The sequence below is a fragment of the Pseudorhizobium sp. NPDC055634 genome (genome assembly GCF_053618655.1).
Genome location: NZ_JBSHHW010000003.1, coordinates 350,553 through 375,706 on the forward strand (window position 1 = coordinate 350,553; position 25,154 = coordinate 375,706).

29 protein-coding genes and 4 tRNA genes are annotated in these 25,154 nt (G+C 64.4%); 15 read left to right on the plus strand and 18 right to left on the minus strand.

Annotated elements, in window-relative coordinates; translation table 11 throughout:
• Position 1: 1 nt before the first annotated feature.
• On the minus strand, positions 2–616 hold the full coding sequence (locus ACWGPT_RS06950; protein WP_452604869.1) for a hypothetical protein: 615 nt from the start codon (positions 614–616) through the stop codon (positions 2–4).
• 89 nt (positions 617–705) lie between these two features.
• Between ACWGPT_RS06950 and ACWGPT_RS06955 the strand changes: the two genes are divergently transcribed.
• The 4 genes from ACWGPT_RS06955 to ACWGPT_RS06970 are packed head-to-tail and all read left to right on the plus strand — an operon-like array spanning position 706 to position 2,634.
• Complete coding sequence (locus ACWGPT_RS06955) at positions 706–909, plus strand: hypothetical protein (RefSeq protein ID WP_452604870.1); 204 nt, start codon at positions 706–708, stop codon at positions 907–909.
• Entirely contained in the window at positions 906–1,424 is a 519-nt protein-coding gene (locus tag ACWGPT_RS06960; RefSeq protein ID WP_452604871.1) for a hypothetical protein, read from the plus strand. Before ACWGPT_RS06955 ends, ACWGPT_RS06960 begins: the two co-directional genes overlap by 4 nt.
• Entirely contained in the window at positions 1,421–1,600 is a 180-nt protein-coding gene (locus tag ACWGPT_RS06965) for a hypothetical protein (protein ID WP_142587819.1), read from the plus strand. The genes ACWGPT_RS06960 and ACWGPT_RS06965 overlap by 4 nt, the downstream gene beginning before the upstream one ends.
• A complete protein-coding gene (locus ACWGPT_RS06970; RefSeq protein ID WP_452604872.1) occupies positions 1,600–2,634 on the plus strand; it encodes a tyrosine-type recombinase/integrase in 1,035 nt (344 codons plus the stop codon). The genes ACWGPT_RS06965 and ACWGPT_RS06970 overlap by 1 nt, the downstream gene beginning before the upstream one ends.
• A gap of 61 nt (positions 2,635–2,695) precedes the next feature.
• Here ACWGPT_RS06970 and ACWGPT_RS06975 read toward each other — a convergent pair.
• From ACWGPT_RS06975 to ACWGPT_RS06995, 5 genes are all read right to left on the minus strand, one after another.
• A tRNA-Arg gene (locus ACWGPT_RS06975) sits at positions 2,696–2,772 on the minus strand.
• 19 nt (positions 2,773–2,791) lie between these two features.
• Positions 2,792–3,097, minus strand: a complete 306-nt coding sequence (locus ACWGPT_RS06980; protein ID WP_452604873.1) for an ETC complex I subunit — start codon at positions 3,095–3,097, stop codon at positions 2,792–2,794.
• A 46-nt stretch (positions 3,098–3,143) separates the two neighbouring features.
• Positions 3,144–3,220, minus strand: a tRNA-Pro gene (locus tag ACWGPT_RS06985).
• Between the two features lie 85 nt (positions 3,221–3,305).
• Positions 3,306–3,710: a DUF192 domain-containing protein gene (locus ACWGPT_RS06990; RefSeq protein WP_452604946.1), complete on the minus strand. Its 405-nt coding sequence runs from the start codon at positions 3,708–3,710 to the stop codon at positions 3,306–3,308.
• A 71-nt stretch (positions 3,711–3,781) separates the two neighbouring features.
• The gene (locus tag ACWGPT_RS06995) at positions 3,782–4,360 is read right to left on the minus strand and encodes a cold-shock protein (protein WP_052638598.1); all 579 of its coding nucleotides are present in this window, start codon (positions 4,358–4,360) and stop codon (positions 3,782–3,784) included.
• A 192-nt stretch (positions 4,361–4,552) separates the two neighbouring features.
• Between ACWGPT_RS06995 and ACWGPT_RS07000 the strand changes: the two genes are divergently transcribed.
• From ACWGPT_RS07000 to ACWGPT_RS07015, 4 genes are all read left to right on the plus strand, one after another.
• Entirely contained in the window at positions 4,553–4,993 is a 441-nt protein-coding gene (locus ACWGPT_RS07000) for a VOC family protein (protein WP_452604874.1), read from the plus strand.
• Positions 4,994–5,072: 79 nt separating this feature from the next.
• Positions 5,073–5,591, plus strand: a complete 519-nt coding sequence (locus ACWGPT_RS07005; RefSeq protein WP_452604875.1) for a hypothetical protein — start codon at positions 5,073–5,075, stop codon at positions 5,589–5,591.
• A 119-nt stretch (positions 5,592–5,710) separates the two neighbouring features.
• Positions 5,711–5,785: transfer RNA gene (locus ACWGPT_RS07010), tRNA-Glu, on the plus strand.
• A gap of 164 nt (positions 5,786–5,949) precedes the next feature.
• Positions 5,950–6,024, plus strand: a tRNA-Glu gene (locus ACWGPT_RS07015).
• Between the two features lie 20 nt (positions 6,025–6,044).
• Here the strand turns inward: ACWGPT_RS07015 and recJ are convergent.
• The 5 genes from recJ to ACWGPT_RS07040 form a co-directional block, all read right to left on the minus strand.
• On the minus strand, positions 6,045–7,880 hold the full coding sequence (gene recJ, locus ACWGPT_RS07020) for a single-stranded-DNA-specific exonuclease RecJ (protein ID WP_452604876.1): 1,836 nt from the start codon (positions 7,878–7,880) through the stop codon (positions 6,045–6,047).
• A gap of 84 nt (positions 7,881–7,964) precedes the next feature.
• Entirely contained in the window at positions 7,965–8,177 is a 213-nt protein-coding gene (locus tag ACWGPT_RS07025) for a hypothetical protein (RefSeq protein ID WP_452604877.1), read from the minus strand.
• A gap of 106 nt (positions 8,178–8,283) precedes the next feature.
• Positions 8,284–9,606, minus strand: a complete 1,323-nt coding sequence (locus ACWGPT_RS07030) for a homoserine dehydrogenase (RefSeq protein WP_452604878.1) — start codon at positions 9,604–9,606, stop codon at positions 8,284–8,286.
• A gap of 75 nt (positions 9,607–9,681) precedes the next feature.
• Positions 9,682–10,902, minus strand: a complete 1,221-nt coding sequence (locus tag ACWGPT_RS07035) for an LL-diaminopimelate aminotransferase (RefSeq protein WP_452604879.1) — start codon at positions 10,900–10,902, stop codon at positions 9,682–9,684.
• Between the two features lie 98 nt (positions 10,903–11,000).
• On the minus strand, positions 11,001–11,399 hold the full coding sequence (locus ACWGPT_RS07040) for an SHOCT domain-containing protein (RefSeq protein ID WP_452604880.1): 399 nt from the start codon (positions 11,397–11,399) through the stop codon (positions 11,001–11,003).
• A gap of 127 nt (positions 11,400–11,526) precedes the next feature.
• Here ACWGPT_RS07040 and ACWGPT_RS07045 point away from each other — a divergent pair, with 127 nt between their 5' ends.
• The 5 genes from ACWGPT_RS07045 to sthA all read left to right on the plus strand — a co-directional run bounded on the left by ACWGPT_RS07045 (position 11,527) and on the right by sthA (position 17,340).
• Positions 11,527–13,371 carry a PHA/PHB synthase family protein gene (locus ACWGPT_RS07045; protein ID WP_452604881.1) on the plus strand — a complete coding sequence of 615 codons (1,845 nt, stop codon included), beginning with the start codon at positions 11,527–11,529 and terminating at the stop codon, positions 13,369–13,371.
• A 10-nt stretch (positions 13,372–13,381) separates the two neighbouring features.
• On the plus strand, positions 13,382–14,101 hold the full coding sequence (sfsA, locus tag ACWGPT_RS07050) for a DNA/RNA nuclease SfsA (protein WP_452604882.1): 720 nt from the start codon (positions 13,382–13,384) through the stop codon (positions 14,099–14,101).
• 25 nt (positions 14,102–14,126) lie between these two features.
• Positions 14,127–14,963, plus strand: coding sequence for a type I methionyl aminopeptidase (gene map / locus ACWGPT_RS07055; RefSeq protein WP_452604883.1), 837 nt, complete (start codon positions 14,127–14,129; stop codon positions 14,961–14,963).
• Positions 14,964–14,966: 3 nt separating this feature from the next.
• Positions 14,967–15,779: a RadC family protein gene (gene radC / locus ACWGPT_RS07060; RefSeq protein WP_452604884.1), complete on the plus strand. Its 813-nt coding sequence runs from the start codon at positions 14,967–14,969 to the stop codon at positions 15,777–15,779.
• A gap of 112 nt (positions 15,780–15,891) precedes the next feature.
• Complete coding sequence (gene sthA / locus ACWGPT_RS07065) at positions 15,892–17,340, plus strand: Si-specific NAD(P)(+) transhydrogenase (RefSeq protein ID WP_452604885.1); 1,449 nt, start codon at positions 15,892–15,894, stop codon at positions 17,338–17,340.
• An 81-nt stretch (positions 17,341–17,421) separates the two neighbouring features.
• Here the strand turns inward: sthA and rpsD are convergent, their stop codons facing one another.
• The 7 genes from rpsD to ACWGPT_RS07100 all read right to left on the minus strand — a co-directional run bounded on the left by rpsD (position 17,422) and on the right by ACWGPT_RS07100 (position 23,850).
• Positions 17,422–18,039 (minus strand): 30S ribosomal protein S4, encoded by a 618-nt coding sequence (rpsD, locus tag ACWGPT_RS07070; protein ID WP_452604886.1) that lies wholly within the window; start codon positions 18,037–18,039, stop codon positions 17,422–17,424.
• Between the two features lie 280 nt (positions 18,040–18,319).
• Positions 18,320–19,840, minus strand: coding sequence for a helicase HerA domain-containing protein (locus ACWGPT_RS07075; protein WP_452604887.1), 1,521 nt, complete (start codon positions 19,838–19,840; stop codon positions 18,320–18,322).
• A gap of 124 nt (positions 19,841–19,964) precedes the next feature.
• The gene (locus ACWGPT_RS07080; protein WP_452604888.1) at positions 19,965–20,603 is read right to left on the minus strand and encodes a LysE family translocator; all 639 of its coding nucleotides are present in this window, start codon (positions 20,601–20,603) and stop codon (positions 19,965–19,967) included.
• An 85-nt stretch (positions 20,604–20,688) separates the two neighbouring features.
• Positions 20,689–21,489 (minus strand): glutamate racemase, encoded by an 801-nt coding sequence (gene murI / locus ACWGPT_RS07085; protein ID WP_452604889.1) that lies wholly within the window; start codon positions 21,487–21,489, stop codon positions 20,689–20,691.
• Positions 21,476–22,291 carry an RNA methyltransferase gene (locus ACWGPT_RS07090; protein ID WP_452604890.1) on the minus strand — a complete coding sequence of 272 codons (816 nt, stop codon included), beginning with the start codon at positions 22,289–22,291 and terminating at the stop codon, positions 21,476–21,478. The genes murI and ACWGPT_RS07090 overlap by 14 nt, the downstream gene beginning before the upstream one ends.
• A gap of 71 nt (positions 22,292–22,362) precedes the next feature.
• Entirely contained in the window at positions 22,363–22,974 is a 612-nt protein-coding gene (locus ACWGPT_RS07095) for a LysE family translocator (protein ID WP_452604891.1), read from the minus strand.
• 30 nt (positions 22,975–23,004) lie between these two features.
• Positions 23,005–23,850, minus strand: coding sequence for a cell envelope integrity EipB family protein (locus ACWGPT_RS07100; protein ID WP_452604892.1), 846 nt, complete (start codon positions 23,848–23,850; stop codon positions 23,005–23,007).
• A 110-nt stretch (positions 23,851–23,960) separates the two neighbouring features.
• On the opposite strand from ACWGPT_RS07100, the gene ACWGPT_RS07105 reads away from it, so the two are divergent.
• Together ACWGPT_RS07105 and ACWGPT_RS07110 are read left to right on the plus strand one after the other, a co-directional pair.
• On the plus strand, positions 23,961–24,431 hold the full coding sequence (locus ACWGPT_RS07105; protein WP_452604893.1) for a RidA family protein: 471 nt from the start codon (positions 23,961–23,963) through the stop codon (positions 24,429–24,431).
• Positions 24,428–25,153, plus strand: coding sequence for a glycerophosphodiester phosphodiesterase (locus ACWGPT_RS07110; RefSeq protein WP_452604894.1), 726 nt, complete (start codon positions 24,428–24,430; stop codon positions 25,151–25,153). The genes ACWGPT_RS07105 and ACWGPT_RS07110 overlap by 4 nt, the downstream gene beginning before the upstream one ends.
• Position 25,154: the final 1 nt, after the last annotated feature.

Genomic DNA, 25,154 nt, shown 5'->3' on the forward strand with positions numbered 1-25,154 from the left:
CTTAGTCCAACAACGAAAGGAACTCGTCAGACAGGTCTCTTCGGCAGATCTCTACGGTCTCCATCCGCTTAACATCAACCGGCCACCAAACCACCGCACCCGTGGCGCCGCACATGCCGCGCGGCACGATGTAGGATCCATCGTTCGCGTAAGGTCGCGGGTCTCTCTCGCCACCGACCACGTCGAGAATAATTTCTGGACTACCGGATCGCACAGCCTGAATTTCCGCCTTGGCGATTGCCATCCGCACAAGCCCGAAACGGTGCTTAAGGGCGTTCAGCTTAAGATTTGTCTCACCGCGTGCTCTCGACTGCTGAGCCGAGGCTCGTATCACTTCATAGCATCGCAAAACCCATGTCTCGGCCATTGCGACCAGGATGTCACCCGACATACCGTCTGCATCACTCACCGCCTGACTTTGAATCTGCTCAAGCTGTTCCCGCTCAAGAAGCCTCAGCAAGAGATCTATCCGACTAGTGGACGCGAGCGCGAGTGTGTGGGCGACACCCCACCTACTTCCGACCCGGTGCATCAGGTTGATCCAGCGGCGGTGAAGGTCTGGGTGCTCGGCCATACCTTTGTAAAAAGCAATTTGCAGGTGCTCCGTCGCGCGCATCGGCATCTCCTTTTTCTGCACTGCACATCTAAAGCCGAAATCCCTGGGAACGGCCACCCCGCACCCGAGCCGAAAGCGGAGGGGATCGAGTGACGCTCATCCGCCACGAAGGCCAGCTGCAGGTCACCTGCGATGCTTGCCCCCTCACCTATCGCCGGACCTATGCGGAGGAGGATCTGAAAATCCTCGTCGAGGACATCAAGGCGGAAGGCTGGAAGATCGAGCGCCAGGGCGCCGAGTGGCGCCACACCTGCTCCGACTGCGCGAAGTGGGGAGCACGGAGGCTGATATGAACCTTACCGAGGCCAGGGCCCTGTATCCGGAAGCACGCGAGCTCGCCGGCCTCGTCAGCGACGAATGGGCCGAATCCTACAACATCACCGAAAGGCGCGCCGAGGTCTGCATCCGTGACGGATTGACCGGCGAGATCGTGCCGATCGCGCAGCTGCTGCCCGAATGCAGTTTTGACGACCGCCGGCTGATGTTCGCCGCGCCGCGGCTGCTGCGCGCCCTGCTACTTCTCCTGGAGGCGGCTTTTGACGAGATCCGCAAGCTGAAGCCGAAGGAAGAGCAGAAGGATTTTGCGGCCGAGGTTTCGATGAAGTGCAAAGACGATCGCGCCTTCGCCAGATATCTCGAGGAGCGTCATGAACTTCAGGACGCATCCAACAGCGAGCGCATCAAGACGCGCGTCCGCTCCATTCTCGCCGTCCAGTCGCTCGCTGAACTCAATTCCGATCCGCAAGCCGCAGAGCGCTGGAAGGCGCTGCGCAGCGACTTCAAGACATGGCTGAGGATGAGCCGATGACCAGCCCCGCCCTGGTAAGAGCCGCGGACCTGAAACGCATGGCGGATGTTGCCAAGGCGAAGAACGTCACCGTCTGGATCGAGATCAACGGGCGAAGGATCGGCGTGTCGCCAGAATTGCCGCCGATTGACACCGGAGCCAAGGCGAATCAGAAGTATGAGGACTTCGACCTCTGATGAGCGATATGCCGCGCAAACCCTACCTCTCTCGCGAGAAGACCCGCCACGACAAGTATGTCTGGTATTTCAAGCGCAATGGGAAGCGCATCCGGCTGCCAGAGCCCTACGGCAGTGACGCCTTCAACGAAGCCTATGAGAAGGCTCTATCAGGCCATAGCGGCATAATCGAAAAGGAAAAGTCCAGAAGCGGTTCGCTGAAATGGCTCATAAACCAGTATAAGCGCAGCGCCGCCTTCGCCGATCTGGCCGCAGCGACCCGCCGCGCGCGAGATAACATCCTGAAGCAGGTCATCTCTGACCCCAAGAATGCCGATGGACCATTCGCCGCGGTAACGAAGGCGACCATCAAGCGGGGTATGGACAAGCGTGCGGCGACACCACATGCCGCGAACAACTTCCTGAAGACGATGAGCCACCTGTTCAAGTGGGCCGTTGAGGCGGAACACGTCGAGGTCAATCCGTGCCTCGGCGTCTCGAAGCTCAATGCGAAATCGGACGGCTTCCACACATGGAGCGTCGACCAGGTCGAGCGTTATCGCGACTTCCACAAGCTCGGAACGAAACCGCGCCTGGCGATCGACATCCTGCTCTTCCTCGGCCTCAGGCGCTCTGACGCTGTCGTCGTGGGTCGTCAGCACATGAAGGACGGGATGATCTCTCTGCGAACGCAAAAGACCGGCCAGTGGGTCTATCTGCCGGTCTTCAAGCACCTGCAGGAATCAATCGACGCAACGCCGACAGGCGATCTGGCCTTCCTGACGACCGAGAAGGGCAAGCCGTTCAGTTCGGGTGCCTCGTTCGGGAACTGGTTCGCGAAGCAGTGCAGAGCGGCCGGACTTCCGGATGAGTGCCGCGCCCATGGCCTTCGCAAGGCCGGCGCCACGATCGCGGCCGACGAGGGCGCTACCGCTCACGAGCTCATGGCGATGTTCGGCTGGTCGCGGCTTTCGATGGCAGAGATCTACACGAAGGAAGCAGACAAAAAGCGCCTCGCGAGGAGCGCATCAGAACGTCTGTCGAACAGAATGTAAGTCGCACCCTCAACCCTGAGCAGTCGCACCTTCAACAGAAACAACAGGTTAGGTATAGTTTTGGCGACCCCTACAGGACTCGAACCTGCGACCTACTGCTTAGAAGGCAGTTGCTCTATCCAGTTGAGCTAAGGGGCCGGCTGCGCCGGCGGACGGCTCAGTGCGTCCAGGGCTGGATGCGGTTATAGCGGAAATTGTCGGTATAGGAGACGATCTGGCGCGCCACTTCCTTCGGCGGAATGACGCGGTACTGGATGCCTTCCCGCTTTGCATAGGCTTCCGCCTGTTCCTGGCTCTCGAAGGTCAGCCGCACCTGCTGGCGCATGTCCGACGAGGAGGTGTAGCCCAGGATCGGATCAATCCGCCGAGGCGCTTCCTGGTCGAATTCCAGGACCCAGAGGTGGGTCTTGGCCGTTCCCGACTGCATGGCGGTCTTTGAAGGGCGATAGATCTTGGCGGACATTCCGACGATGCTCCCTGAATGCCGGACTGCTGGCTTCATCCGGCCGTGGTCGGAGTGGAGAGATTCGAACTCCCGACCCTCTGGTCCCAAACCAGATGCGCTACCAGACTGCGCTACACTCCGTTTCCACGTTGCCCAGCGGATTACACGCTTCGATGCTGGGCCGCAACAGCAAATTCCAACGAAAAACCGAAGCGGGTGTTCCCGCTCACTTGCGCCCGTCGATCCGCTTGCTCATCACCCGGTCGCCCACGTCGATCCCGAGCGCGGCAGCGCGTCCGCCGTTCAGTTCCAGCACGTAATTCACCGGCCCGCGCGAATCGATGATCGCCTCGGAGAACGGAACCGCCTTGCGGTGGATATGGGAAATGGTGCCGTCACGCTGGATGAACAGCATGTCGAGTGGCAGCGGCGTGTTGCGCATCCACATGGAGACCGGCCGCGTCTCGCCGAAATCGAACAGCATGCCGTGGTCCTGGGGCATGCTTTCCCGGTGCATCAGCCCCTGCGACCGCTGCTCGGTGGTGAGCGCCAGCTCGACGTCGAAACGGTGCACCTTGCCGGACCGCGTCTGGATCAGCAGGTCTTCCCGTTCGAAGGTCGTCTGCGCCATCGCCTGGCCGAGGAAAAGCAGAACAAGCGCCGCGAGGGCGCTTGCGATCAATCCTCCCGACCGGCGGCCCATCAGTGGGCCCGGCCTATCGGATTGGGATTGTCCGGATGGATTTCGGCGGCCATCAGCCCCTTGTCTCCCGGTCCGTAGCGGACGAGGACGACCTGGCCCGGCCGCAATTCCGTCAGCCCGAAGCGGCGAAGCGTCTCCATGTGGACGAAGATGTCCTCCGTCCCCTCCCCGCGGGTGAGGAAACCGAAGCCCTTGGTGCGGTTGAACCACTTGACCAGCGCCCGCTCGAGCCCGCTTGTCGCCGTGACCTGCACATGGGTGCGCACCGGCGGCATCTGGTGCGGGTGCACCGCCGTCGACTGGTCCATGGAAAGGATGCGGAAGGCCTGGTAGCCGCGTTCGCGCTTGTGAATGAGCGCGACGATTCGGGTGCCCTCGAGGATCGTCTGATAGCCGTCGCGCCGCAGACAGGTGACGTGCAGCAGCACGTCCTGCATACCGTTGTCAGGCACGATGAATCCGAAGCCCTTGGCCACGTCGAACCACTTGACGACACCTGTGATCTCGATCAGGTCGACAGCCTCGCCGGCGAGGTCCTCGATCCCGGCCATGTCCTTCGCTGACATTCGGTCTGCCATCTGTGTCGGCCCCTCGATTACGCGCTACAGCCCCGGTAGACTGATTCTGGAGGTGAGATTAACATCCCGTTAACCCTCCAGCGCAAGTCCCCGCCTAGGAATTATCTGGCCCATTCCTATCTCAGCAGGCTTGTCCGTAGCTGACGCGCGGGATCATAAGAACCGACACACACAAAGCGGAGAATATTGCCCATGCGCTACCTTCACACCATGGTTCGGATCAGGGACCTCGAGGCCTCGATGCGATTCTATACCGATCTCCTCGGCCTGCAGGAGGTCCGACGCATAGAGAACGAGAAGGGCCGTTTCACCCTGATCTTCCTGGCGGCGCCGGAAGACGCCGAGGCGGCCCGCGCGACAAAGGCGCCCTGCCTCGAACTCACCTATAACTGGGATGCGGAGGACTATGCGGGAGGCCGCAATTTCGGGCACCTCGCCTACGAGGTCGACGACATTCATGCCTTCTGCCGCAGGATGATGGAGAACGGCGTCACCATCAACCGCCCGCCTCGCGACGGCTACATGGCATTTATCCGCTCGCCGGACGGCATCTCGATCGAGATCCTCCAGAAGGGCGAGCCGCTGCCGCCGACGGATCCCTGGGCATCGATGGAGAATACCGGCTCCTGGTAAGCCAGGGCCAAGACTTGCTCCCGGGTTGTCACCGGGAGCAGGCTGTCGGGGAATGATTCGAGCAGGAAGTGGACGGGCAATGCGGGGAATATCCACGGTACGGCGCAGGTGCGGGCCGCTGCTTTTCGCGGCACTCGTCATACCGCTTGCCCTTTCCGGCTGCACCACGGGAGGAAAGGCCGGAGAAACGGGCGAAGCCGAGACGGGGGCAGCCGCACAGTCGGACGAGCGCAGCGCGAAGGCCGGCGACACCTCGTCGGGCTACACCGATCCCGCCCTCGTATCCGCATCCTCCTCCGGCTACGGATCGGACGGAATGAACGCCGACGGTGCCCCGGGCATGACGGGATCCGACCCCTATCAGGCCGATACCCTGGCGCCGGGCGTCGTCACCCAGCCGACCGGGATTCGCGCCGGCAGCAACAGCATCTTTTCCGGTGGCGCGCCCGCCGCCGCCCCGCCCTCACCGGGCGCAGCACCCGCTGTTTATCCGGCCGGCCGCATCGATGCCCGTAGCGGCAGCGTCTTCAGCGCGCCGGCGCCCGCACCTGCCGGGACCTGCGGGACCGACGTTGACGGCTATCCGCTAAGTTGCTGATGTCACAAGGATATCGCGGGCATTCCGGACGGATCCAACGCCTGTCATATTTTTTGCGCGGAAGCGAAATTCGCGCTTGCGAGATGAAAATCACCCCTCTATAAGGTCGCTCACCGCACGCGCCCTTCGTCTATCGGTTAGGACGCCAGATTTTCATTCTGGAAAGAGGGGTTCGACTCCCCTAGGGCGTGCCACTTCTCCCTGTTCCCCCCCTTTCCCCGCATTGAAACCGCCCGTCGCGGCACCCGATATTGCGCCGCGTCTGGCTCGTCTCTTTTTTGCTGTTTTCCCTGCGAAATTCAAAATTGATGCTTGCGGCCTCCGGGGTCGCTGACTATAAGGGCGCCACACCGCGCACGCGCCCTTCGTCTATCGGTTAGGACGCCAGATTTTCATTCTGGAAAGAGGGGTTCGACTCCCCTAGGGCGTGCCACTTCACCTTCATAAATCGAGTCAGTTCGCCGGCGCAGCGTCCAGGATTCGCAGCTGAATCCGCCTGTTGCCCTGCCAGTGGTCGCCGCTGAGGCAGCCCGCTACATGAAGCTGGTTTCCGCGGGAATTCAAGAGAAGCTGGCCGAGCGGGGTATCGGCGGCACGGAACGCGATCGCGTCCAGGCAGGTGCCGTCGGCCGCCTGCAACTGGACCTTCACGTGAGCCGTCCCCACCAGCCGCGCATCCCTCACCCGATGGGCCGGCATGGCGAAGACCGGCTGAGGGTGGCCGGAACCGTAGGGTCCCGCCTTTTCGAGCTGGTCCAGCATGTCGAGCGTCGCCCCGGAGGCCGACAGCGCGCCATCGATCTTCAGCACGTGATTGGCGACGAGCGAGGGTACGGTCACCTGTGCCCGCTCCTCGAAGAAGGCACGCAGCCGTCCGAGATTCTGGCGTTCGACGGTCAGTCCTGCGGCCATGGCATGACCGCCGCCCTTCACGAGCAGTCCGTCGTCCACCGCCGCGCGCACCATGCGCCCGAGGTCGAATCCGTTGATCGAGCGGCCGGAGCCGGTGCCCTTGCCGGATGGGTCGAAGGCGATCGCGAAGGCCGGCCTCCGGAACTTCTCCTTCAGCCGAGCGGCGAGCAGGCCGACAATGCCGGGATGCCAGTTTTCCCGGGCGGTCACCAGCACCGTCGCCGCCTCCCCGTCTCCGTATTCGGCGATGACCTCCGCCTCGGCCTCCGCGAGCATCGCCGCCTCCATGGCCTGCCGCTCGCGGTTGAGCTCGTCGAGTCGCCCGGCGATTTCTTCCGCGGCGGCCGCGTCGTCGAGGGTCAGCAGCCGGCTGCCGAGGCCCGCGTCGCTGATGCGCCCGCCGGCATTGATGCGCGGACCCACCAGGAACCCGAGATGATAGGGCGTGACCGGCCCGCCGAGCCCGGCCTTGCGCAGCAGAGCCGCGAGCCCGGCATTGTTCATGTGACGGGCCGCCATCAGCCCCTTCACCACGAATGCGCGGTTGAGGCCCTTGAGCGGCACGACATCGCAAACCGTTGCGAGCGCGACGAGATCCAGCCAGGCAAGCAGGTCCAGCCCCGCCGAACCGGGGTTCCCCCGTTCCCGAAGCAACCGCGCGGTCGCCACCAGCACCATGAAGACCACGCCGGCGGCGCAGAGATGCCCCTGCCCGGAAAGGTCATCCTCGCGGTTGGGGTTCACCAGCGCCAGGCAATGGGGAAGTTCGTGGCCAAGCTGGTGGTGGTCGATCACCACGACGTCGCAGTCCTTCTCGCGCGCCGCGTCGAGCGCCTCGTGGCTCGTCGATCCACAGTCGACGGTGACGATCAGCTGGGCGCCGTTTTCGATCAGCTGGCGGATCGCCGCCGGATTGGGCCCGTAGCCCTCGAAGATCCGGTCCGGGATATAGATCTCCGCAGGAACCCCAAAATGCGCGAGAAACCGGTAGAGGAGCGCCGAAGAGGCCGCGCCGTCGACGTCGTAGTCGCCGAAGATCGCGACCTTCTCGCGACGCTCTATCGCCAGCGCGATCCGCTGTGCGGCCTTCTCGCAGTCCGTGAGCCTGTAGGGCTCGGGCATCAGCGAGCGGATGGTCGGATCGAGAAAGGCCGGCGCCTCGTCGACGCCGACACCCCGGCCGGCGAGCACGCGCGCGACGATATCGGCAATGCCGTGAACCTGTGCGATCGCCAGCGCCCGGTTCTCCGCTGCCTGATCGAGCCGAGAGACCCATCGCTGCCCGCAGGCCGAGCGCTCGACACCGAGGAAGGCCCTCGGCACCGGATCGACCGGCGTGTCGTTGGAGATCGTGATCGGAAGATGCTTGGCTGTCATTCCAGACCTAATAGCCGATCGGAACTTCGGACGGAATCACTTAAATCCCGCTCCCCGCGACCGCTGCTCCAAGAGCACGGGCCTTTACCAGATTGCGGCGAGCGCCGTCAGGGTCGCAGCCGGAGGAACCAGCAGCACGAGCAGGACTGTCCAGTTCCGGCTTGCTTCGCGGTCCTCGTAGATTGCGTCATTGGCGTGGGCATGCACCCGTCTCGGGATGCCTCTCCCCGCCAGTGCGGCATGCGCACCATCGCAGGCCAGCCGAAACGGCGCCCTGCCGGACATTTTCCAGACCACTCCGACGCCCTCCCCGCGCAAGGTGATTTTCAGGCAGCCTAACGCGATTCCGCACCACTGCGCCAGCAGATTCCATCGCAAGCCACAGGTTCGTCGCGTCGCGCTCTCAGAACGCCTTCGGGCGCTCGATGCGGATGACCTGCGGTTCGCCCACGAGGTAGTCTTCCGCCTTGATCGCGGCGACGGCATTGCGCACCGATTCCTCCGTCGTCGCATGGGTGACGAGGATGATGGTCTTGGCGTCCGACACCGGCGCCATGGCACTTGCCCGCTGCACGATCGATTCCAGCGAGATGCTGTTCTCCGCCATCCGGGTGGCGACGCTGGCGAAGACGCCGGTCCTGTCGGCCACCGTGAGCCGGATGAAATATCCGCCCTCGTGACTGCGCATGCGGGCCCGCCGGTAAGGCTCGAGAGCGTCGGCGGGTGTGCCGAGCACGGGGACCCGCTGCTCGCCCGGGCGGCTCTTGGCGATGTCTGCGATGTCGCCGAGGACTGCGGACGCAGTCGCGTCTCCGCCGGCGCCGGGCCCGACCATCAGCAGTTCGCCAAGGATGTCGGACTCGATCGCGACCGCATTGGTCACCCCGTCCACCTGGGCGATGACGGAATCGCGCGGCACCATGGTCGGATGCACCCGCTGCTCGATCCCGGACTCCGTCTGCTGGGCCACACCCAGGAGCTTGATGCGATAGCCGAGATCGGCGGCCGCCTCGATGTCCTCGATGGAGATGTTGCTGATGCCTTCCAGATAGATCTCGTCGGCGGCGATCCGCGTGCCGAAGGCAAGCGTCGTCAGGATGGCGAGCTTGTGGGCGGTATCGTTGCCTTCGATGTCGAAGGTCGGATCGGCCTCCGCATAGCCGAGGCGCTGGGCTTCCCGCAGGCAATCCTCGAAGGCGAGCCCTTCCTTCTCCATCCGGGTCAGGATGTAGTTGCAGGTCCCGTTCATGATGCCGTAGACGCGCGAGATGCGGTTGCCGGTCAGGCTTTCCCGCAGCGCCTTGATGACCGGGATGCCACCCGCCACGGCCGCCTCGAAATTGAGGAGGACGCCCTTCTTCTCCGCAAGCGCCGCGAGTTCGACGCCATGGCGGGCAAGAAGCGCCTTGTTGGCCGTCACGACGTGAAGACCGCGTTCCAGCGCTGCCCGGACCGCCTGTTCGGCGGCACCCTCGGCGCCACCCACCAGTTCGACGAGCACGTCGATGTCAGCGCGGGCCGCCATCTCAGCCGGCGTATCGAACCACGCGGTGCCGGAGAGGTCGACGCCGCGGTCCCTTCCCCGGTCTCTGGCGCTGACCGCCGTAATCTCGATGGCACGGCCGCACGTCACCGACAGTTCGCTTGCGCGCTCCCTGATGATCCTCGCCAGCGAGGCGCCAACCGTACCGAGACCCGCAATGCCGACTTTCAGGGCATCTGCCATGCTTGTTATCCTAGATTTGCGAGGGGGGGTCGGCGGCCCGCGGGAGCCGCCTGAACTTCCGGGCGTGACCGCCCGTCAGCGGCGGGCGTTGAGCGAGATCACGTTGTGCATGGTCTCGTCAGCGCTCGACAGGAACTTCTTGATGTTCCGTGCGGCCTGGCGGATGCGATGCTCGTTCTCGACGAGTGCCAGTCGAACGTAGTCATCCCCCATCTCGCCGAAGCCGACGCCCGGCGCGACCGCCACGTCGGCCTTTTCAACCAGGAGCTTGGAAAATTCCAGCGAACCGAGATGTCGGAACTTCTCGGGGATCTTGGCCCAGGCGAACATCGTCGCTGCCGGCGGGGGAACCTCGAACCCTGCCTTGCCGAAGCTCTCCACCATCACGTCGCGGCGACGCTTGTAGACAGAGCGGACTTCCGCGATGTCGGATCCGTCGCCGTTCAGCGCATGGGTCGCGGCAACCTGGATCGGCGTGAAGGCGCCGTAGTCGAGGTAGGATTTCACGCGGGTCAGCGCCGAGATCAGTCGCTCGTTGCCGACCGCAAAGCCCATGCGCCAGCCCGGCATGGAGAAGGTCTTCGACATCGAGGTGAACTCGACGGCGACATCCATCGCGCCGGGAACCTCGAGGACCGACGGCGGCGGATTGTTGTCGTCGAAGTAGATTTCCGAATAGGCGAGGTCGGAAAGCACGATGATGTCGTGCTTTCGCGCGAAATCGATCACGTCCTTGTAGAAGTCGAGCGATGCCACATGCGCCGTCGGGTTCGACGGGTAGTTGATGATCAGCGCCAGCGGCTTCGGGATGGAGTGGCGGACCGCACGCTCCAGCGGCGGAAAGAAGCTTTCGTCCGGCTCGACCGACATCGACCGGATCACGCCGCCCGCCATCAGGAAGCCGAAGGCATGGATGGGATAGGTCGGGTTGGGGCAGAGGATGACATCGCCCGGCGCGGTGATCGCCTGCGCCATGTTGGCGAAGCCTTCCTTCGAACCCAGCGTCGCGACGACCTGCGTCTCGGGGTTGAGCTTCACGCCGAAGCGACGGGCGTAGTAGGCCGCCTGCGCCCGGCGCAGGCCCGGAATGCCCTTTGACGACGAATAGCGGTGGGTGCGCGGGTCCTGAACGACCTCGCACAGCTTGTCGACGATGTTCTTCGGGGTCGGAAGGTCGGGGTTGCCCATGCCGAGGTCGATGATATCGGCCCCCGCCGCTCGCGCGCTTGCCTTCAAACGGTTGACCTGTTCGAACACGTAGGGCGGCAATCTGCGAACTTTATGGAACTCTTCCATGACCTTCCTCGTGAAAGCAGGCGCCGTCGACGGACGGCGCCGGGATTTGCCTTGCGGCAATGTGCTGATTTGCTGCCAAACCGGCCCGAACGCAAGCGCTAATTGGCGATCGCCGCCTCGGCGTCGCGCGCATGTTCCGCCGCCAGGCGACGCAGTTCCGCAAGGCGGCGCTGGTACTCGGCCTCGGTAACGGTTCCGTTGGCACGGGCCGTTGCGAGCGCGGAGAGCTGCGCTTCCGATCCCGCCGCCTCCTCGTCGCCGATCTGCACGTTTGCCGCCCTCAGCGTCTGGCCGAACGTCGGATAGGTGCCGCTGTCGCGCTTGACGATCGGTCCCTGCGGCGGTGGCGGCGCGTTGACGACCACGGTCGCGGCGGGAGCAGTGTTCGGTATCCCGTCATCGAGCGCGAAGCTGTTGCATCCCGCGGCGAGAATCGGCAGTGCGCCGATCACCAGCAAGCGCGGCACGCCTGCCGCCCGAAACCTGTTCTTTTCCATCTCTTCCGCCTTACCGGGCCGGTTTTGCCGTAACGCATTTTGCCGTGGCTCGCTGGCACTTGTATTCGTTTTGAGGCACAATGTACAAAAGAAATCAAATAGCAAGATCGGGCCTTCGGAGGAGCAGTTGGACAAGAAGTGGGAGGGAGAGGAAGCCGGCCCCGGCCAGTTTTCCGCATTCGACCCGAAGTCCGTCGAACCCTATGTGGTCAAGGATCCCCACGCGCTCGCCGTCAACCTCGCCCGGGCCCTCGAACACCTCGGACGGGCCGCTGGTGCGTGGCTCACGTCCCATGACAAGGCCGAGGTCCAGGACCATTCCGCCGATCCCGTGACCGAGCTCGTCCGGACGCTCTCGGACGTCGTCCGGTACTGGATGTCCGACCCCAAGCGGACGCTGGAGGCGCAGACCCTCCTCCTCTCCAGCTACATGGAGATCTGGACGCGAACCATCTCGCAGATGGCCGGACAGCCGGTTGCACCGCCCGAGACACCGTCCGGTGACAAGCGCTTCGCCGACGAGGACTGGACCAGGAACCCGTTCTTCGCCTTCCTCCGGCAGGTCTATCAGGTGACCGCCTCCTTCGCCGAAAAGCTGGTCCTGGAAGCGGAAGGCCTCGACGACCACACGCGGATGAAGGCGATTTTCTACGCCCGCCAGCTGACGGCGGCGCTCTCGCCCGCCAATTTCGCCCTCACCAATCCCGAGGTCTACCGCCACACGGTCGCGACGAGCGGCGCGAACCTCGTCGACGGCATGCGGATGCTGGCGGAGGACGTGGCGGCCGGCGGTGGCCAGCTGCGCCTTCGCCACACCGATCACAGCCAGTTCCAGGTCGGCGAGAACCTCGCCATGACGCCCGGGAAGGTGATCGCCCAGAGCGAACTCTGCGAGGTGATCCAGTACGACGCGTCCACCGAAACCGTTCTCAAGCGGCCGCTTTTGATCGTGCCGCCATGGATCAACAAGTTCTACATCCTCGACCTGACGCCGCAGAAGAGCTTCATCAAATGGTGCGTCGACCAGGGCCATACCGTCTTCGTCATCTCCTGGGTCAATCCCGACGAGCGACATGCCCGAAAGGACTGGGAGGCCTATATTGGCGAAGGCGTGGAATTCGCGCTCGATGCCGTCGAGAAGGCGACCGGCGAGCGGCAGGTGAATGCCATCGGCTATTGCGTCGGCGGCACGCTGCTGGCGGCGACGCTTGCTCTCCATGCGCAGAAGAAGGACCGCCGCATCGCCTCCGCCACCTTCCTCACCACCCAGGTGGACTTCACCCTCGCAGGCGACCTGAAGGTCTTCGTCGACGAGGAGCAACTGGGGTCGCTCGAAAAGCAGATGGAGAAGTCGGGCTACCTGGAGGGGTCGCGCATGGCGAACGCCTTCAACATGCTGCGCGCCTCGGAGCTGATCTGGCCCTATGTCGTCAGCAACTACCTGATGGGCAAGGAGCCGCTCCCCTTCGACCTTCTCTATTGGAACGCCGATTCGACCCGGATGGCCGCCGCAAACCACGCCTACTATCTGCGCAACTGCTATCTGGAGAATACGCTGAGCCGGGGCGAGATGAAGCTTGGCGGACGGGTGATCTCGCTCAAGGACGTCAAGGTGCCGGTCTACAACCTCGCCACTCGCGAAGACCACATCGCCCCGCCCCGTTCGGTGTTCAGGGGCTCGGCGCTTTTCGGGGGACCGGTGGAATTCGTCCTCAGCGGCTCCGGGCACATCGCGGGCGTCGTCAATCCTCCCGCCAAGCAGAAATACCAGTACTGGACGAACGGCAAGCCGCAGGGCCAGTTCGAGGACTGGGTCGCGAAGGCCAGGGAGACCACGGGATCCTGGTGGCCGCACTGGCATGCGTGGATCGAAAAGCGCAGCAAGGACCGCGTCGATGCGCGCGCTCCCGGCGGAACGGCACTCAATGCGATTGCCGATGCGCCGGGCACCTACGTCCTCGAACGCGTCTGACCGATATCCGATGATCTTCGATCCCCCGCTGGTCCGCGCGACCCTGGTGCAGCGCTACAAGCGTTTCCTGTTCGACGCCGTGCTGGAGGACGGAACGCCGATTACCGGATCATGCCCGAACACGGGCTCCATGCGCGGCCTGACGACACCGGGCTCGACCATATGGATGTCGCTGCATGACAGCCCGACCCGCAAGCACCGGCACATGTTCGAGATGGTGGAGGCCGACGGGACGCTTGTCGGCGTCAACGCCGCGCTGGCGAACCGGATCGCAGAGGAAGCGCTGGTCGCAGGCCTCGTGCCTGCCCTCGCCGGCTATCGGAGCCTTCGTCGCGAGCAGCGCTACGGCGCAAGATCGCGCATCGATTTCCTCCTCGGTGAACCCGGCCGCCCCGATTGCTATATAGAGGTGAAGAACGTGCACTTCATGCGGCAGCGGGGCCTCGCGGAATTTCCGGATACCGTGACGACGCGCGGCGCGAGGCATCTGGAGGAACTCGGCGACATGGTCGAGGCAGGTCACCGGGCGGTGATGCTCTATGTCGTGCAGAGACAGGATTGTGATCACCTGAGGCTTTGCAGCGATCTCGATCCGCGATATGCCGCAGCCTTTCGGCGGGCCGCCGCGCGCGGCGTCGAGGCTTACGTGCTGCGATGCCGGGTCACACCTGCGGAAATCGTCGCCACGGACCTGATCGGCATGGACGAAGCCTGCCTGCCTGCATTATGAACGTAGAGATTATGAGAGCAACCGGATGGTGAACTATATCGATGCGGTCGACGCCCCCCTGAAGAACACGGGCGCGATCCGGCTTTATGGCGCGGACGATTTCGCCGGCATGCACAAGGCCGGCCTCCTGACGGCCCGCTGCCTGGACGAGCTTGCGGCCATCGTCAAGCCGGGCGTCACGACGAGCGCCATCGATCGTTTCGTGTTCGAATTCGGCATGGATCACGGCGCCCTGCCCGCGACGCTGAACTATCGCGGCTACAAGTATTCCGTATGCACCTCCATCAACCACGTCGTCTGCCACGGCATGCCCGATGACAAGCCGCTGAAGGAAGGCGACATCGTCAATATCGACGTCACCTATGTCCTCGATGGCTGGCACGGCGATTCGAGCCGTATGTATCCGGTCGGGCAGATCAAGCGCGCTGCCGAACGGCTTCTCGAGGTTACCTACGAATGCCTGATGCGCGGCATCGAGGTGGTGCGCCCGGGAGTCCGTACGGGGGCGATCGGTCAGGCCATCCAGACCTATGCCGAAGCGGAGCGCTGCTCGGTGGTCCGCGATTTCTGCGGCCACGGCGTCGGGCGGCTTTTCCACGACACGCCGAACATCCTGCACTATGGCCGCGCCGACGAAGGACCGGAACTGCGCGAAGGCATGATCTTCACCATCGAGCCGATGATCAATCTCGGCAAGCCGCATGTGAAGGTTCTGTCGGACGGCTGGACCGCGGTGACCCGCGATCGCTCCCTCTCGGCACAGTACGAGCACGCCGTCGGCGTCACCGCGACCGGCTGCGAGATCTTCACCCTCTCCCCCGCAGGTCTCGACCGACCGGGCCTGCCGCCGCTCAAGAGGTAGCGCATGACGAACCGCCCCTCCCCTCCACATGACGGCGAAGTGCCAGCCATGGACGAGGAGGCGGACGAGCGCGGTTTCTTCGCCGAACAGGCTCCGAAGGCAGCGGCCCTGAAGAAGAGCGGCCTCCTGCCCCGGGATGAAAAGCAGGCGCATTATCACGGCCATCGCGACCGCCTTCGCGCCCGTTACCGCGAGCACGGCGACGCAGCCCTCGCCGATTACGAGATCCTCGAGCTGCTGCTCTTCCGGCTCATTCCACGCCGCGACACCAAGCCGATCGCCAAGGCGCTGATCGAACGCTTCGGCAACCTTGCGGGAGTGTTCGGTGCACCCGCCTTCCTCCTTCAGGAAGTGAGCGGCGTCGGCGAGACTGTCGCACACGACCTGAAGCTCGTGGCGACCGCCGCCCATCGGATGCTGAAGAGCGAACTGCGGGGCAAGCAGGTGCTCTCCTCCTGGTCCTCGGTCATCGACTATTGCCACGCGGCCATGGCCTACGAGGCGCGCGAGCAGTTCCGCATCCTCTTCCTCGACAAGCGCAATGCCCTCATCGCCGACGAGGTGCAGGGGCGCGGCACGGTCGACCATACGCCGGTCTATCCGCGCGAGGTGGTGCGCCGGGCCCTGGAACTGTCGGCCACGGCGATCATCCTCGTCCACAACCACCCGAGCGGCGACCCGACGCCTTCCCGCGCCGACATCGACATGACGAAGACCATCGTCGATACCGCAAGGCCGCTCGGCATTACCGTCCACGACCACATCATTATCGGCAAGGAAGGCCATGCGAGCCTGCGCGGACTGCGGCTGATCTGATCGGCCTCGCCGGTCGCGGCGAACATAAAATCGCCGTTCAATCAAACCGTAAGACAAACTTGCTACACAGCGCTCGGCGCATGCCGCTCGGCAAGATCAATCGGAGCAATCCATGACCCATTACGACCTCATCGTCGTCGGCAGCGGACCGGCCGGACGCCGCGCCGCGATCCAGGCGGCCAAGCTGGACAAGAGCGTGCTCGTCATCGAGCGCGGCCGGCGCGTCGGAGGCGTTTCCGTCCATACCGGCACCATCCCTTCGAAGACGCTGCGGGAGACGGCGCTCAACCTCACCGGCTGGCGCGAACGCGGCTTCTACGGCCAGTCCTACCGGGTCAAGCAGGACATCGGCGCATCCGACCTGCGTCGTCGCCTCCTCATCACGCTTGACCACGAAGTCCAGGTCCTGGAGCACCAGTTCGCCCGCAACCGCGTCCAGCAGATGCATGGCGTCGCCCGCTTCATCGATCCCCATACGCTCGAAGTCACGCGCGAGGACTGCGAGACGCAACGGGTGTCCGCGTCGGCGATCCTTCTGGCGGTCGGCACGAAACCCTATCGTCCCTCCCATATTCCCTTCGACGGCAAGGCCATCCTGGACAGCGACGAGCTCCTCGACATCGAAACTGTGCCGCGTTCGCTGGTCGTCATCGGCGCGGGCGTCATCGGCATCGAATACGCCTCGATCTTCAGCGCCCTCGATACGCAGGTCTCGGTCGTCGAACCGCGCTCGACCATGCTCGAGTTCATCGACCGCGAGATCGTCGAGGACTTCACCTACCAGCTCCGCGACCGCAACATGAAGCTGATCTTCGGCCAGACGGCGGAGAAGGTGGAACGGGAACCTGGCGGCAAGTGTCGCGTCGAACTGAACAACGGCCGGGCCCTCAACGCCGACATGGTGCTCTTCGCCGCCGGACGCGTCGGCGCCACCGGCGACCTCAACCTGGAAGCCTGCGGACTGGAGGCCGACAGCCGCGGACGCCTCAAGGTCGATCCGGAAACCTTCCAGACCGCCGTCCCGCACATCTACGCCGCCGGCGACATCGTCGGCTTCCCGAGCCTTGCCTCCACCTCGATGGAACAGGGCCGCATCGCGGCCCGCCACGCGGTCGGCGCGCCGGCGAGCGAACCGCCGCAATATTTCCCCTACGGCATATACGCCGTACCGGAGATCTCCACCTGCGGGCTTACCGAGGAAGAGGTCATCGCCCGCAAGATCCCCTACGAAACCGGGGTGGCGCATTTCCGCGAGACCTCGCGCGGCCACATCATGGGCCTGCAGACCGGCCTCCTGAAGATGATCTTCTCGCGCAAGACGCGCCGCCTGCTCGGCGTCCACATCATCGGCGAAGGTGCGACCGAACTCGTGCATATCGGCCAGGCGGTGCTGAACCTGAAAGGCACCGTCGACTACTTCGTCGAGAATACGTTCAACTACCCGACGCTTGCGGAAGCCTACAAGATCGCCGGCCTCGACGCCTGGAACCGCATGGACCAGGGCCCGCGCGAGGCACCGGTCGCCACCGCGCAGTCGCTCGACACATACCGCCAGTCATGAACCCCCAGTCATGAAAAAAGCCGCGTCGGGGTGACGCGGCTTTCGAAATTGAAGGCAGGGCCCGCGTCGCGGGCTCTTCCATTAACGCGAATAGAATTCGACGACCAGGTTCGGTTCCATGATGACCGGGTACGGTACATCCGAGAGGCTCGGAACGCGGACGAAGGTGGCGACCATCTTGTTGTGGTCGGCATCGATGTAGTCCGGAACGTCGCGCTCTGCGAGCTGGACCGATTCCAGAACCGTAACCAGCTGCTTCGACTTCTGGCGCACTTCGATCACGTCGCCGGGCTTGCAGCGGTACGAACCGATGTTGACGCGAACGCCGTTGACGGCAACATGGCCGTGGTTGACGAACTGGCGTGCAGCGAAGATCGTCGGAACGAACTTTGCGCGGTAGACGATCGCGTCGAGACGCGACTCGAGCAGGCCGATCAGGTTTTCACCGGTATCGCCCTTGCGACGGTTGGCTTCGTCGTAGATGGCGCGGAACTGCTTCTCGCGGACATCGCCGTAGTAGCCCTTCAGCTTCTGCTTGGCGCGCAGCTGCACGCCGAAGTCGGAAAGCTTGCCCTTGCGGCGCTGGCCGTGCTGGCCCGGGCCATATTCGCGACGGTTGACCGGGGACTTCGGACGACCCCAGATGTTTTCGCCCATACGGCGATCGATTTTGTACTTGGACGACGCGCGCTTGCTCATCGTATTTCCTTCTTAACAGGTTGCACCGGTTTGTTGCCAAAGCGGATCAAGGAAACACGCCCTCCTCTGAACTCCGATTTAGGAGCCCTGACAGGTTTCTCACGAAAGCGTCCGGAGAACACCACGGGACATGTCAAATGAAACACCGGGCGTTGCCACCCGGTGCTGGCGGGTCTTTAGGAGGAAGTTGCGGGATTGTCAACAGCAAGGGCCGAAAGATGGGCCCACGGAGGCATGAAGATCACCGTCCGGCAGGCCACCGCCGAAAGAGTGGCCGCCCCTATTCCGCCGCGTGCCTCGCGAGCGGCTCCTCGTCCGGTGCGTCGGGAGCGCCGGGGCAGGTCTGCACGTCGAGATCGGGGAAGGCCACGATGCGTTTCCCGCCGAAGTCGGTATGGACCACGATCAGCCCCTGCTCCTCGAAATAGCCGAGCAGGCGGCGGGCCCGGCGGGCCGAATGGGTGCCGTAGGCCTTGGCGATGCGCAGGTCCGACGGGCACGGTTCGGCAAGGAGCGCCGCCTTGGCGAGCATCAGGAAAACCGCCTGCAGGTCGTCGGAGACGCGGGCGGAGAGTTCCAGTGCCGTGCGCCATCCGTCGGTTTCGGCCGTTTCCTTGTCGACCCCTGCCCGCGAGATCGCCACGCGTCGGCGGAACTCGCTCATGCCCATGGGCGGTCCTGGCAGCCGGCGCATCCGCGCCCGGACGAGGAAATCCTGGTAGAGAACCGAATCGGTCCGGTAGGCCGCCTGCGGATCGTCGATGATTTCGGAAAGCACGGCATTCAGCCGCTCCTCCCGCTCCTCCGGCGAGAGTTCCGGCTGGGCGGGCCGGCCGGCGTCCTGCGGCATGGGCCCGGCTGCCGGCGTCGAGCGCGAAAGCTCCGCCAGGATGTCCGTGGTCGGCCGTGGCGCGGGCGGCGTGCGCCGGACGATCGGGCGGGTGAATTCTTCCGGGTCCGGCGTGAAGATCAGGTCCTCGACGTCCTCCGGCGCATCGGGGAGCGGCATCAGCTTCGGGCTCGAGGATCGCGCCGAGGTCTCGACCGGACCGATCACGATCGGCAGCGGACGGCGGGAGAGCGCCGGACCGAGCGCGACGAAATTGCCGCGCTTGAGGTCGCGGAACATCTCCGCCTGGCGGCGGTCCATGCCGAGGAGATCGGCGGCGCGTGCCATGTCGATGTCGAGGAAGGTGCGCCCCATCAGGAAGTTGGAGGCTTCCGCGGCGACGTTCTTTGCAAGCTTGGCGAGGCGCTGCGTGGCGATGACGCCCGCCAGCCCGCGCTTTCGGCCGCGGCACATCAGGTTGGTCATCGCCCCGAGCGACATCTTCCGGGCCTCTTCCGAGACGTCTCCGCCGACCGAGGGCGCGAACATCTGGGCTTCGTCGACCACGACCAGGACCGGATACCAGTATTCGCGATCGGCATCGAAAAGGCCGTTCAGGAAGGTTCCGGCGGCCCGCATCTGCTCCTCGATATCGAGCCCTTCCAGGGTCAGGACGCAGGATACTCGGTGCTGGCGAATGCGCGTCGCGATGCCGATGAGTTCGGCCTCGGTGCGGTCGCCGTCGACGACGATATGCCCGTACTTGTCGCCCAGGGTGACGAAATCGCCTTCGGGATCGATGATGACCTGCTGGACCCAGGGCGCCGACTGTTCCAGCAGCCGACGCAGAAGGTGCGACTTGCCGGAACCGGAATTGCCCTGCACGAGCAGACGCGTCGCCAGAAGCTCCTCGATATCGAGCTTGGCCGGAGCGCCCCCGGACACGGTCCCCATATCGATGCCGACCTGCAATGCACTGACCTCGTATGCTTGAGTCTCTGGAATTTGGCGCCTTGGAGCGCGAGGATGAACTGACTATCACGCCCGCGCCGGATTTTCGCGGGCCTCGGTGACTTTTTTCACAGGCGATTGCGCCTCAGGCGGCCACGGCCCTCTTCCAGCCGAGCGTGAGGAGGCCGGCACCAATCATCAGCGTACCACCGGTGCGGTTGACGATCTGCTGGACGCGGGCCTTGCGGATGGTGCTGCGGGCCATCGACGCGAGAAGCGCATAGAGCGTCGCATTCAGCGTTGCGAGCACCAGGAACGTCGTCTCGAAGACCGCCATCTGCGCAAGGAGCGGCTGCGAAAGGTCGAGGAACTGCGGCAGGAAGGCGACGAAGAACATGATGCTCTTCGGGTTGAGGGCGGTCACCGCGTAGGTGTGGAGGAAGATCCGGAACGGCCTTTCCGCGGGCTCCTCGTCTTCCCCGCCCGCCATCCGGCTCGATGCCGGCGCCCGCCACAGCTTGATGCCGAGATAGATGAGATAGGCCGCGCCGACCCATTTCAGCACCGTGAACAGCGCGGCGGATGTAGCAAGCAGGGCGCCGAGCCCGAGCATCGAGGCGGTCATCGCCGTGAAATCCCCGAGCGCAACGCCCGCCACGGTGGCCGACGCCACCTTCCGGCCGTGTCCGAGCGCATAGGAAATCACCAGGAGGATCGTCGGTCCCGGAATGGCGAGCAGGACCGCGGAGGCGGCGACGAAGGCGAGCCAGGTTTCGATCGACATGGCGATTCCTTTGGGTGATTCCTTTCAACGACGTGTGGCAGCAAGCCACCGATCCGGCCCGTTGGCAAGGAGGCTGCCGCGGTCCTCAGGCCCGCAGTCCGAACCCGTGCATCAGCCGCCGGATCGCCGGGTCGGGATTGCCGGAACTGAAGACGGCTATATCGGGGTCGGAGGGGATCGTGTCCTGGAACCGGCGCTCCGCGGGCAACAGCGACAGCGCCCGCCGCGCAATCGCCTCGGCAGGGTCGATCCAGTCGACCGGCCAGGGTGCGGTCTTGCGCATCCGGTTCACGAGGAAGGGAAAGTGGGTGCAGGCCAGCACGACGACATCGGTCCGGCGACCGTCCTGCTCGATGAAACAGGGGGCGATCTCATCGCGCACCGCCGCCTCATCCACGAAACCTTCGCGCACATAGGCTTCCGCAAGTCCCGCGAGCTTCTCGCTCCCGACGAGGCGCACATGCACCTTCGAGGCCCATTCGCCGATCAGGTCCCGCGTATACTGGCGCTTCACCGTCCCCGGCGTCGCCAGCACGGAAATCAGGCCGGACCGGGTCCGCTCGGCGGCCGGCTTTATGGCGGGCACTGTGCCCACGAATGGCGTCTTCGGAAAAGCCGCCCGCAGATCGCCCAGCACGAGGGTGGAGGCGGTATTGCAGGCGATGACCGCGATCTCCGGGTCGTATTTCTTGATAAGGTCACCGAACAGGCTGACGATGCGCTCGCGAAGCCCCGCTTCGTCCCAATTGCCGTAGGGAAAGCCCGCATCGTCGGCGACGTAGACGAAGCGACGCTCCGGCATCAGCACGCGCGCCTCGCGCAGGACCGTGAGGCCGCCGGCACCCGAATCGAACATCAGGACGGGTCTCACGTCAGGCGTCTTCATTCTCCGGCGCCTCCCCGACGCGCCCCGTCTTCTTCGGCCACCGCCGCGGGAAGCGGTCGAGGGACGAGATCACGCCGCGAAACACGCTGATTTCCTGTTCCGAGAACCCGCGGCGTGAAATGACGGCGCGGAGATTGTCGATCATCTTCGGCTTTTTCGCCGGCGGATGGAAATAGCCGCGGGCATCCAGCGCCTCTTCCAGGTGCTCGAACAGGCCCAGCACCTGTTCCTTCGTGGAAGGTCGCTGCTCGACCGGCTGGAAAGGCGTCGCCGCCACGTCGTCGAGCCCGGTCTTCATCCACTCGTAGGACATCAGAAGTACCGCCTGGGCGATGTTCAGCGAGGCGAAGGCCGGATTGACGGGAAAGGTGACGATCTCGTCCGCCAGCGCAACTTCCTCGTTGGTGAGGCCCCAGCGCTCGCGACCGAAGAGGACGCCCGTCTTCTCCCCCGAGCGGAACTTCTCGCGCAGGGTCGTGGCCGCGACCACCGGCGAACGGACCGGCTTGAAGCCGTAGCGTTCCCGGGCGGTGGTGGCGTAGACGAAGTTGAGGTCCTCGATCGCCGCTTCCAGCGTGTCGAAGACCCGTGTCGCGTCGATCACGTGATCCGCCTTGGAGGCGGCCGACCGTGCCTTCTCGTTCGGCCAGCCGTCGCGCGGGTTGACGAGGCGCAGTTCCGCCAGGCCGAAATTGGCCATGGCGCGCGCCACCATGCCGATGTTCTCGCCAAGCTGCGGCTCGACCAGGATGATGGCCGGACCTTCGGCAATGAGTTGGCGCTCGCTGTTCGTTCCTGACATTCTTCAATCCCGATCCTTCGGGCGCCGCAATAGCGGCCCCTGCCCTGATCGGCAAGACCTCTCGCGCGAACTCAACGCTCGGCAAGCGCCAGCCTGGCGCCCATGGCGACGAAGGCGGCCGCGAAGGTGCGACGCATCCAGGTCACCACCGAGGGTCGCGATATGACGTGGCGGCGCATCGCCGCGGAGCACAGGCCGTAGCCTGCGAACACGACGAAGGTTAGCCCCATGAACGCCCCGCTCAACAGCAGCATCGTCGGCAGCGGGCTCGCCTCGTGAGGGCCGACGAACTGGGGCAGGAAGGCGACGAAGAAGATCGAGAGCTTGGGATTGAGGATATTGAGGAGGATTCCGTCGACGATCGTCTGGCGCACGGTACGCGGCGCGCGATCCTCGTCCACGCTGAGCGTCCCCCGGTCCATGATCGTCCGCCATGCCATGTAGAGCAGGTAGGCGACGCCGAGATAGCGGATGATCTCGAAGGCGAGCGCGCTGGCGTGAAGCAGTGCCGCAAGCCCGGTCACGGCGGCGGCGATATGCGGCAGGATCCCCAGCGTGCAGGCAAATGCCGCGACCAGGCTTGCGCCGGCGCCGCGGGATAGCCCGGCCGCCAACGTGTAGAGGACCCCGGTCCCGGGCGAAACGATGATGACGAGCGACGTAAGGAGGAATTCGATGCTCATGCGCGTTCCCCATCGTATATGCGGCCCGGTTTACGGACGCGGCTGGTTCTGGTCGCATTCCGGCTTGTCGAGGACATCCAGCCTCGAAAGGCTTCCGCTCAGCACGAAGTCGCCGTAGTCCATGGTGAGGTCGCGGGTGATGCCGTTATCGTAGAGCTTGAACGCCATGGTATAGACGGGGGTCGTATCTCCCGATGCGCCGTCGCTGAAATAGGCGATCGAGACCGGCCAGTAGGCGACGTCGGCGAACTCGCCCGCGCGCGCGGCGTCCGGATCGCCCGTCTCCGGCTGCTGCTTGGGCCCGATCACCGTATTGGTGATCATGCTCTGGTCGCCGTTCTCCGACCCGTCGAAGATCCGGGTTTCGAAGAACCGGTTGCCCTCGCGCGCATTGCGGATGACCTCCAGCATGTGTTCGGTCGGAAAGACGCTGGCCGTGAGCTCGACTTCCTTGGGATCGGGCAGTTCTATCGCCACCTTCACCTTCGCGTCCGCCTCGGTCGCGGCCCCGCTCACTTCCTTTTCCAGCTGCTCGTCCGTGAACGACTTCGTCTCAAAGCGGAACTCGCCCTTCTCGGTATCTTCGAAGGTCGTCGTCTGCTGGTCGGTGAGGCGGGTATCCTCGCCGGTATTGATACGGGTGACGAAACGGAAATTGGTGGTGAAGCCGGTGCAGACGGAGCCGGTGAACTCGTAGACCATCCGCCCGTTCAGGCCCTCGATGCCGGAACGGTCCGACGCGTCCTTGAGCTTCAGGTCATAGACGGCCCGATGCGGCAGGAGCCCCGCGGCTCCCTCGACGCCGGCGAGTGCCGGCACGGGCGCACCCGCGGCAAGTCCAGCTGCGAAGATCGCCGCACGTCCCAGATAGCTCATTCAATATCTCCTGTCGGACTCACAACGAGTGTTATATGAACGCCATCCAGCAAGGTTATTGCCTTGAATGCCGGATTTTCGAGACGTTTACAACAGAACTGGAGCAGCCCGTGTCCGAAGCCATAGAAAGCCGCCTCAAGGAGAAGGGAATCATCCTTCCGGAAGCGGCCGCCCCAGCAGCCAACTACGTCCCCTTCACCATCAGCGGCAACATGCTTTATCTCTCCGGACAGTTGCCGGTGGAAAACGGCAAAGTTGCGGTCACCGGCCTCGTCGGCCGCGACGTCGATGTCGCGACTGCGCAGCGGGCCGCCGAACTCTGCGCCATCAACATCCTCGCCCAGGCGAAGGCGGCGCTCGGCGGCGATCTCGGACGCATCAGGCGCATCCTCAAGCTGAACGGCTTCGTCGCCTCCATGCCGGATTTCACCGAGCAGCACCTGGTGATCAACGGCGCGTCGAACCTGATCGCCGAAGTCTTGGGCGAACCCGGCAGGCACGCCCGTGCCGCCGTCGGCATGGCGGCGCTGCCGCTCAACGCCTCCGTGGAAATCGACGCCATCATCGAGATCGAAGCATGACCGACGCCGCATGGATCAGGGACGTGCCCGTCGCCCACCGCGGCTATCACGACATGAACCGGGACGTGTGGGAAAACACGCTCACCGCCTTCTCCCGCGCCGCCGAGGCCGGTTTTGCGATCGAGTGCGATCTGCAACTGGCCGCCGACAGCGTGCCGGTCGTCTTTCACGATCACGATCTTGAGCGGCTGTGCGGCATCAAGGGCGATGTCCGCGAGCGCACGTCCGGCGAACTCGGTCTGCTGGCCGTCGGAGGAACGGCCGACAGGATCCCGACCCTCTCAAAGATGCTGAAGCTCGTGGCGGGCCGGGTGCCCCTGGTCATCGAGATCAAGGGTCGCGCCGGCGAGGACGACGGCTTCGCCGAGGCTGTGCTGGAGGCCCTGGAAGGCTATCAGGGCAAGGTCGCGCTGATGAGCTTCGACCACCATATCCTCAGGGACCTCAAGGAGGCGGGCGCGCCCTACCCCCTCGGCCTGACGGCGGAAGGCGTGAACCCGGAGGATCTCGCCCGCCACGAAGAGGCCATGCGTCTCGGCCTGGATTTCATCTCCTATTTCCATGGCCACCTGCCCAACAGCTTCGTCACCGCGCAGCGACAGGCAGGCCTTCCGGTAATTACCTGGACCGTCAGGGATGAAAACGCACGCGTCCATACCTATACTCAAGCGGACCAGATGACGTTCGAGGGCTTCGACCCACGGGAGACCGCCTCCGCATAGG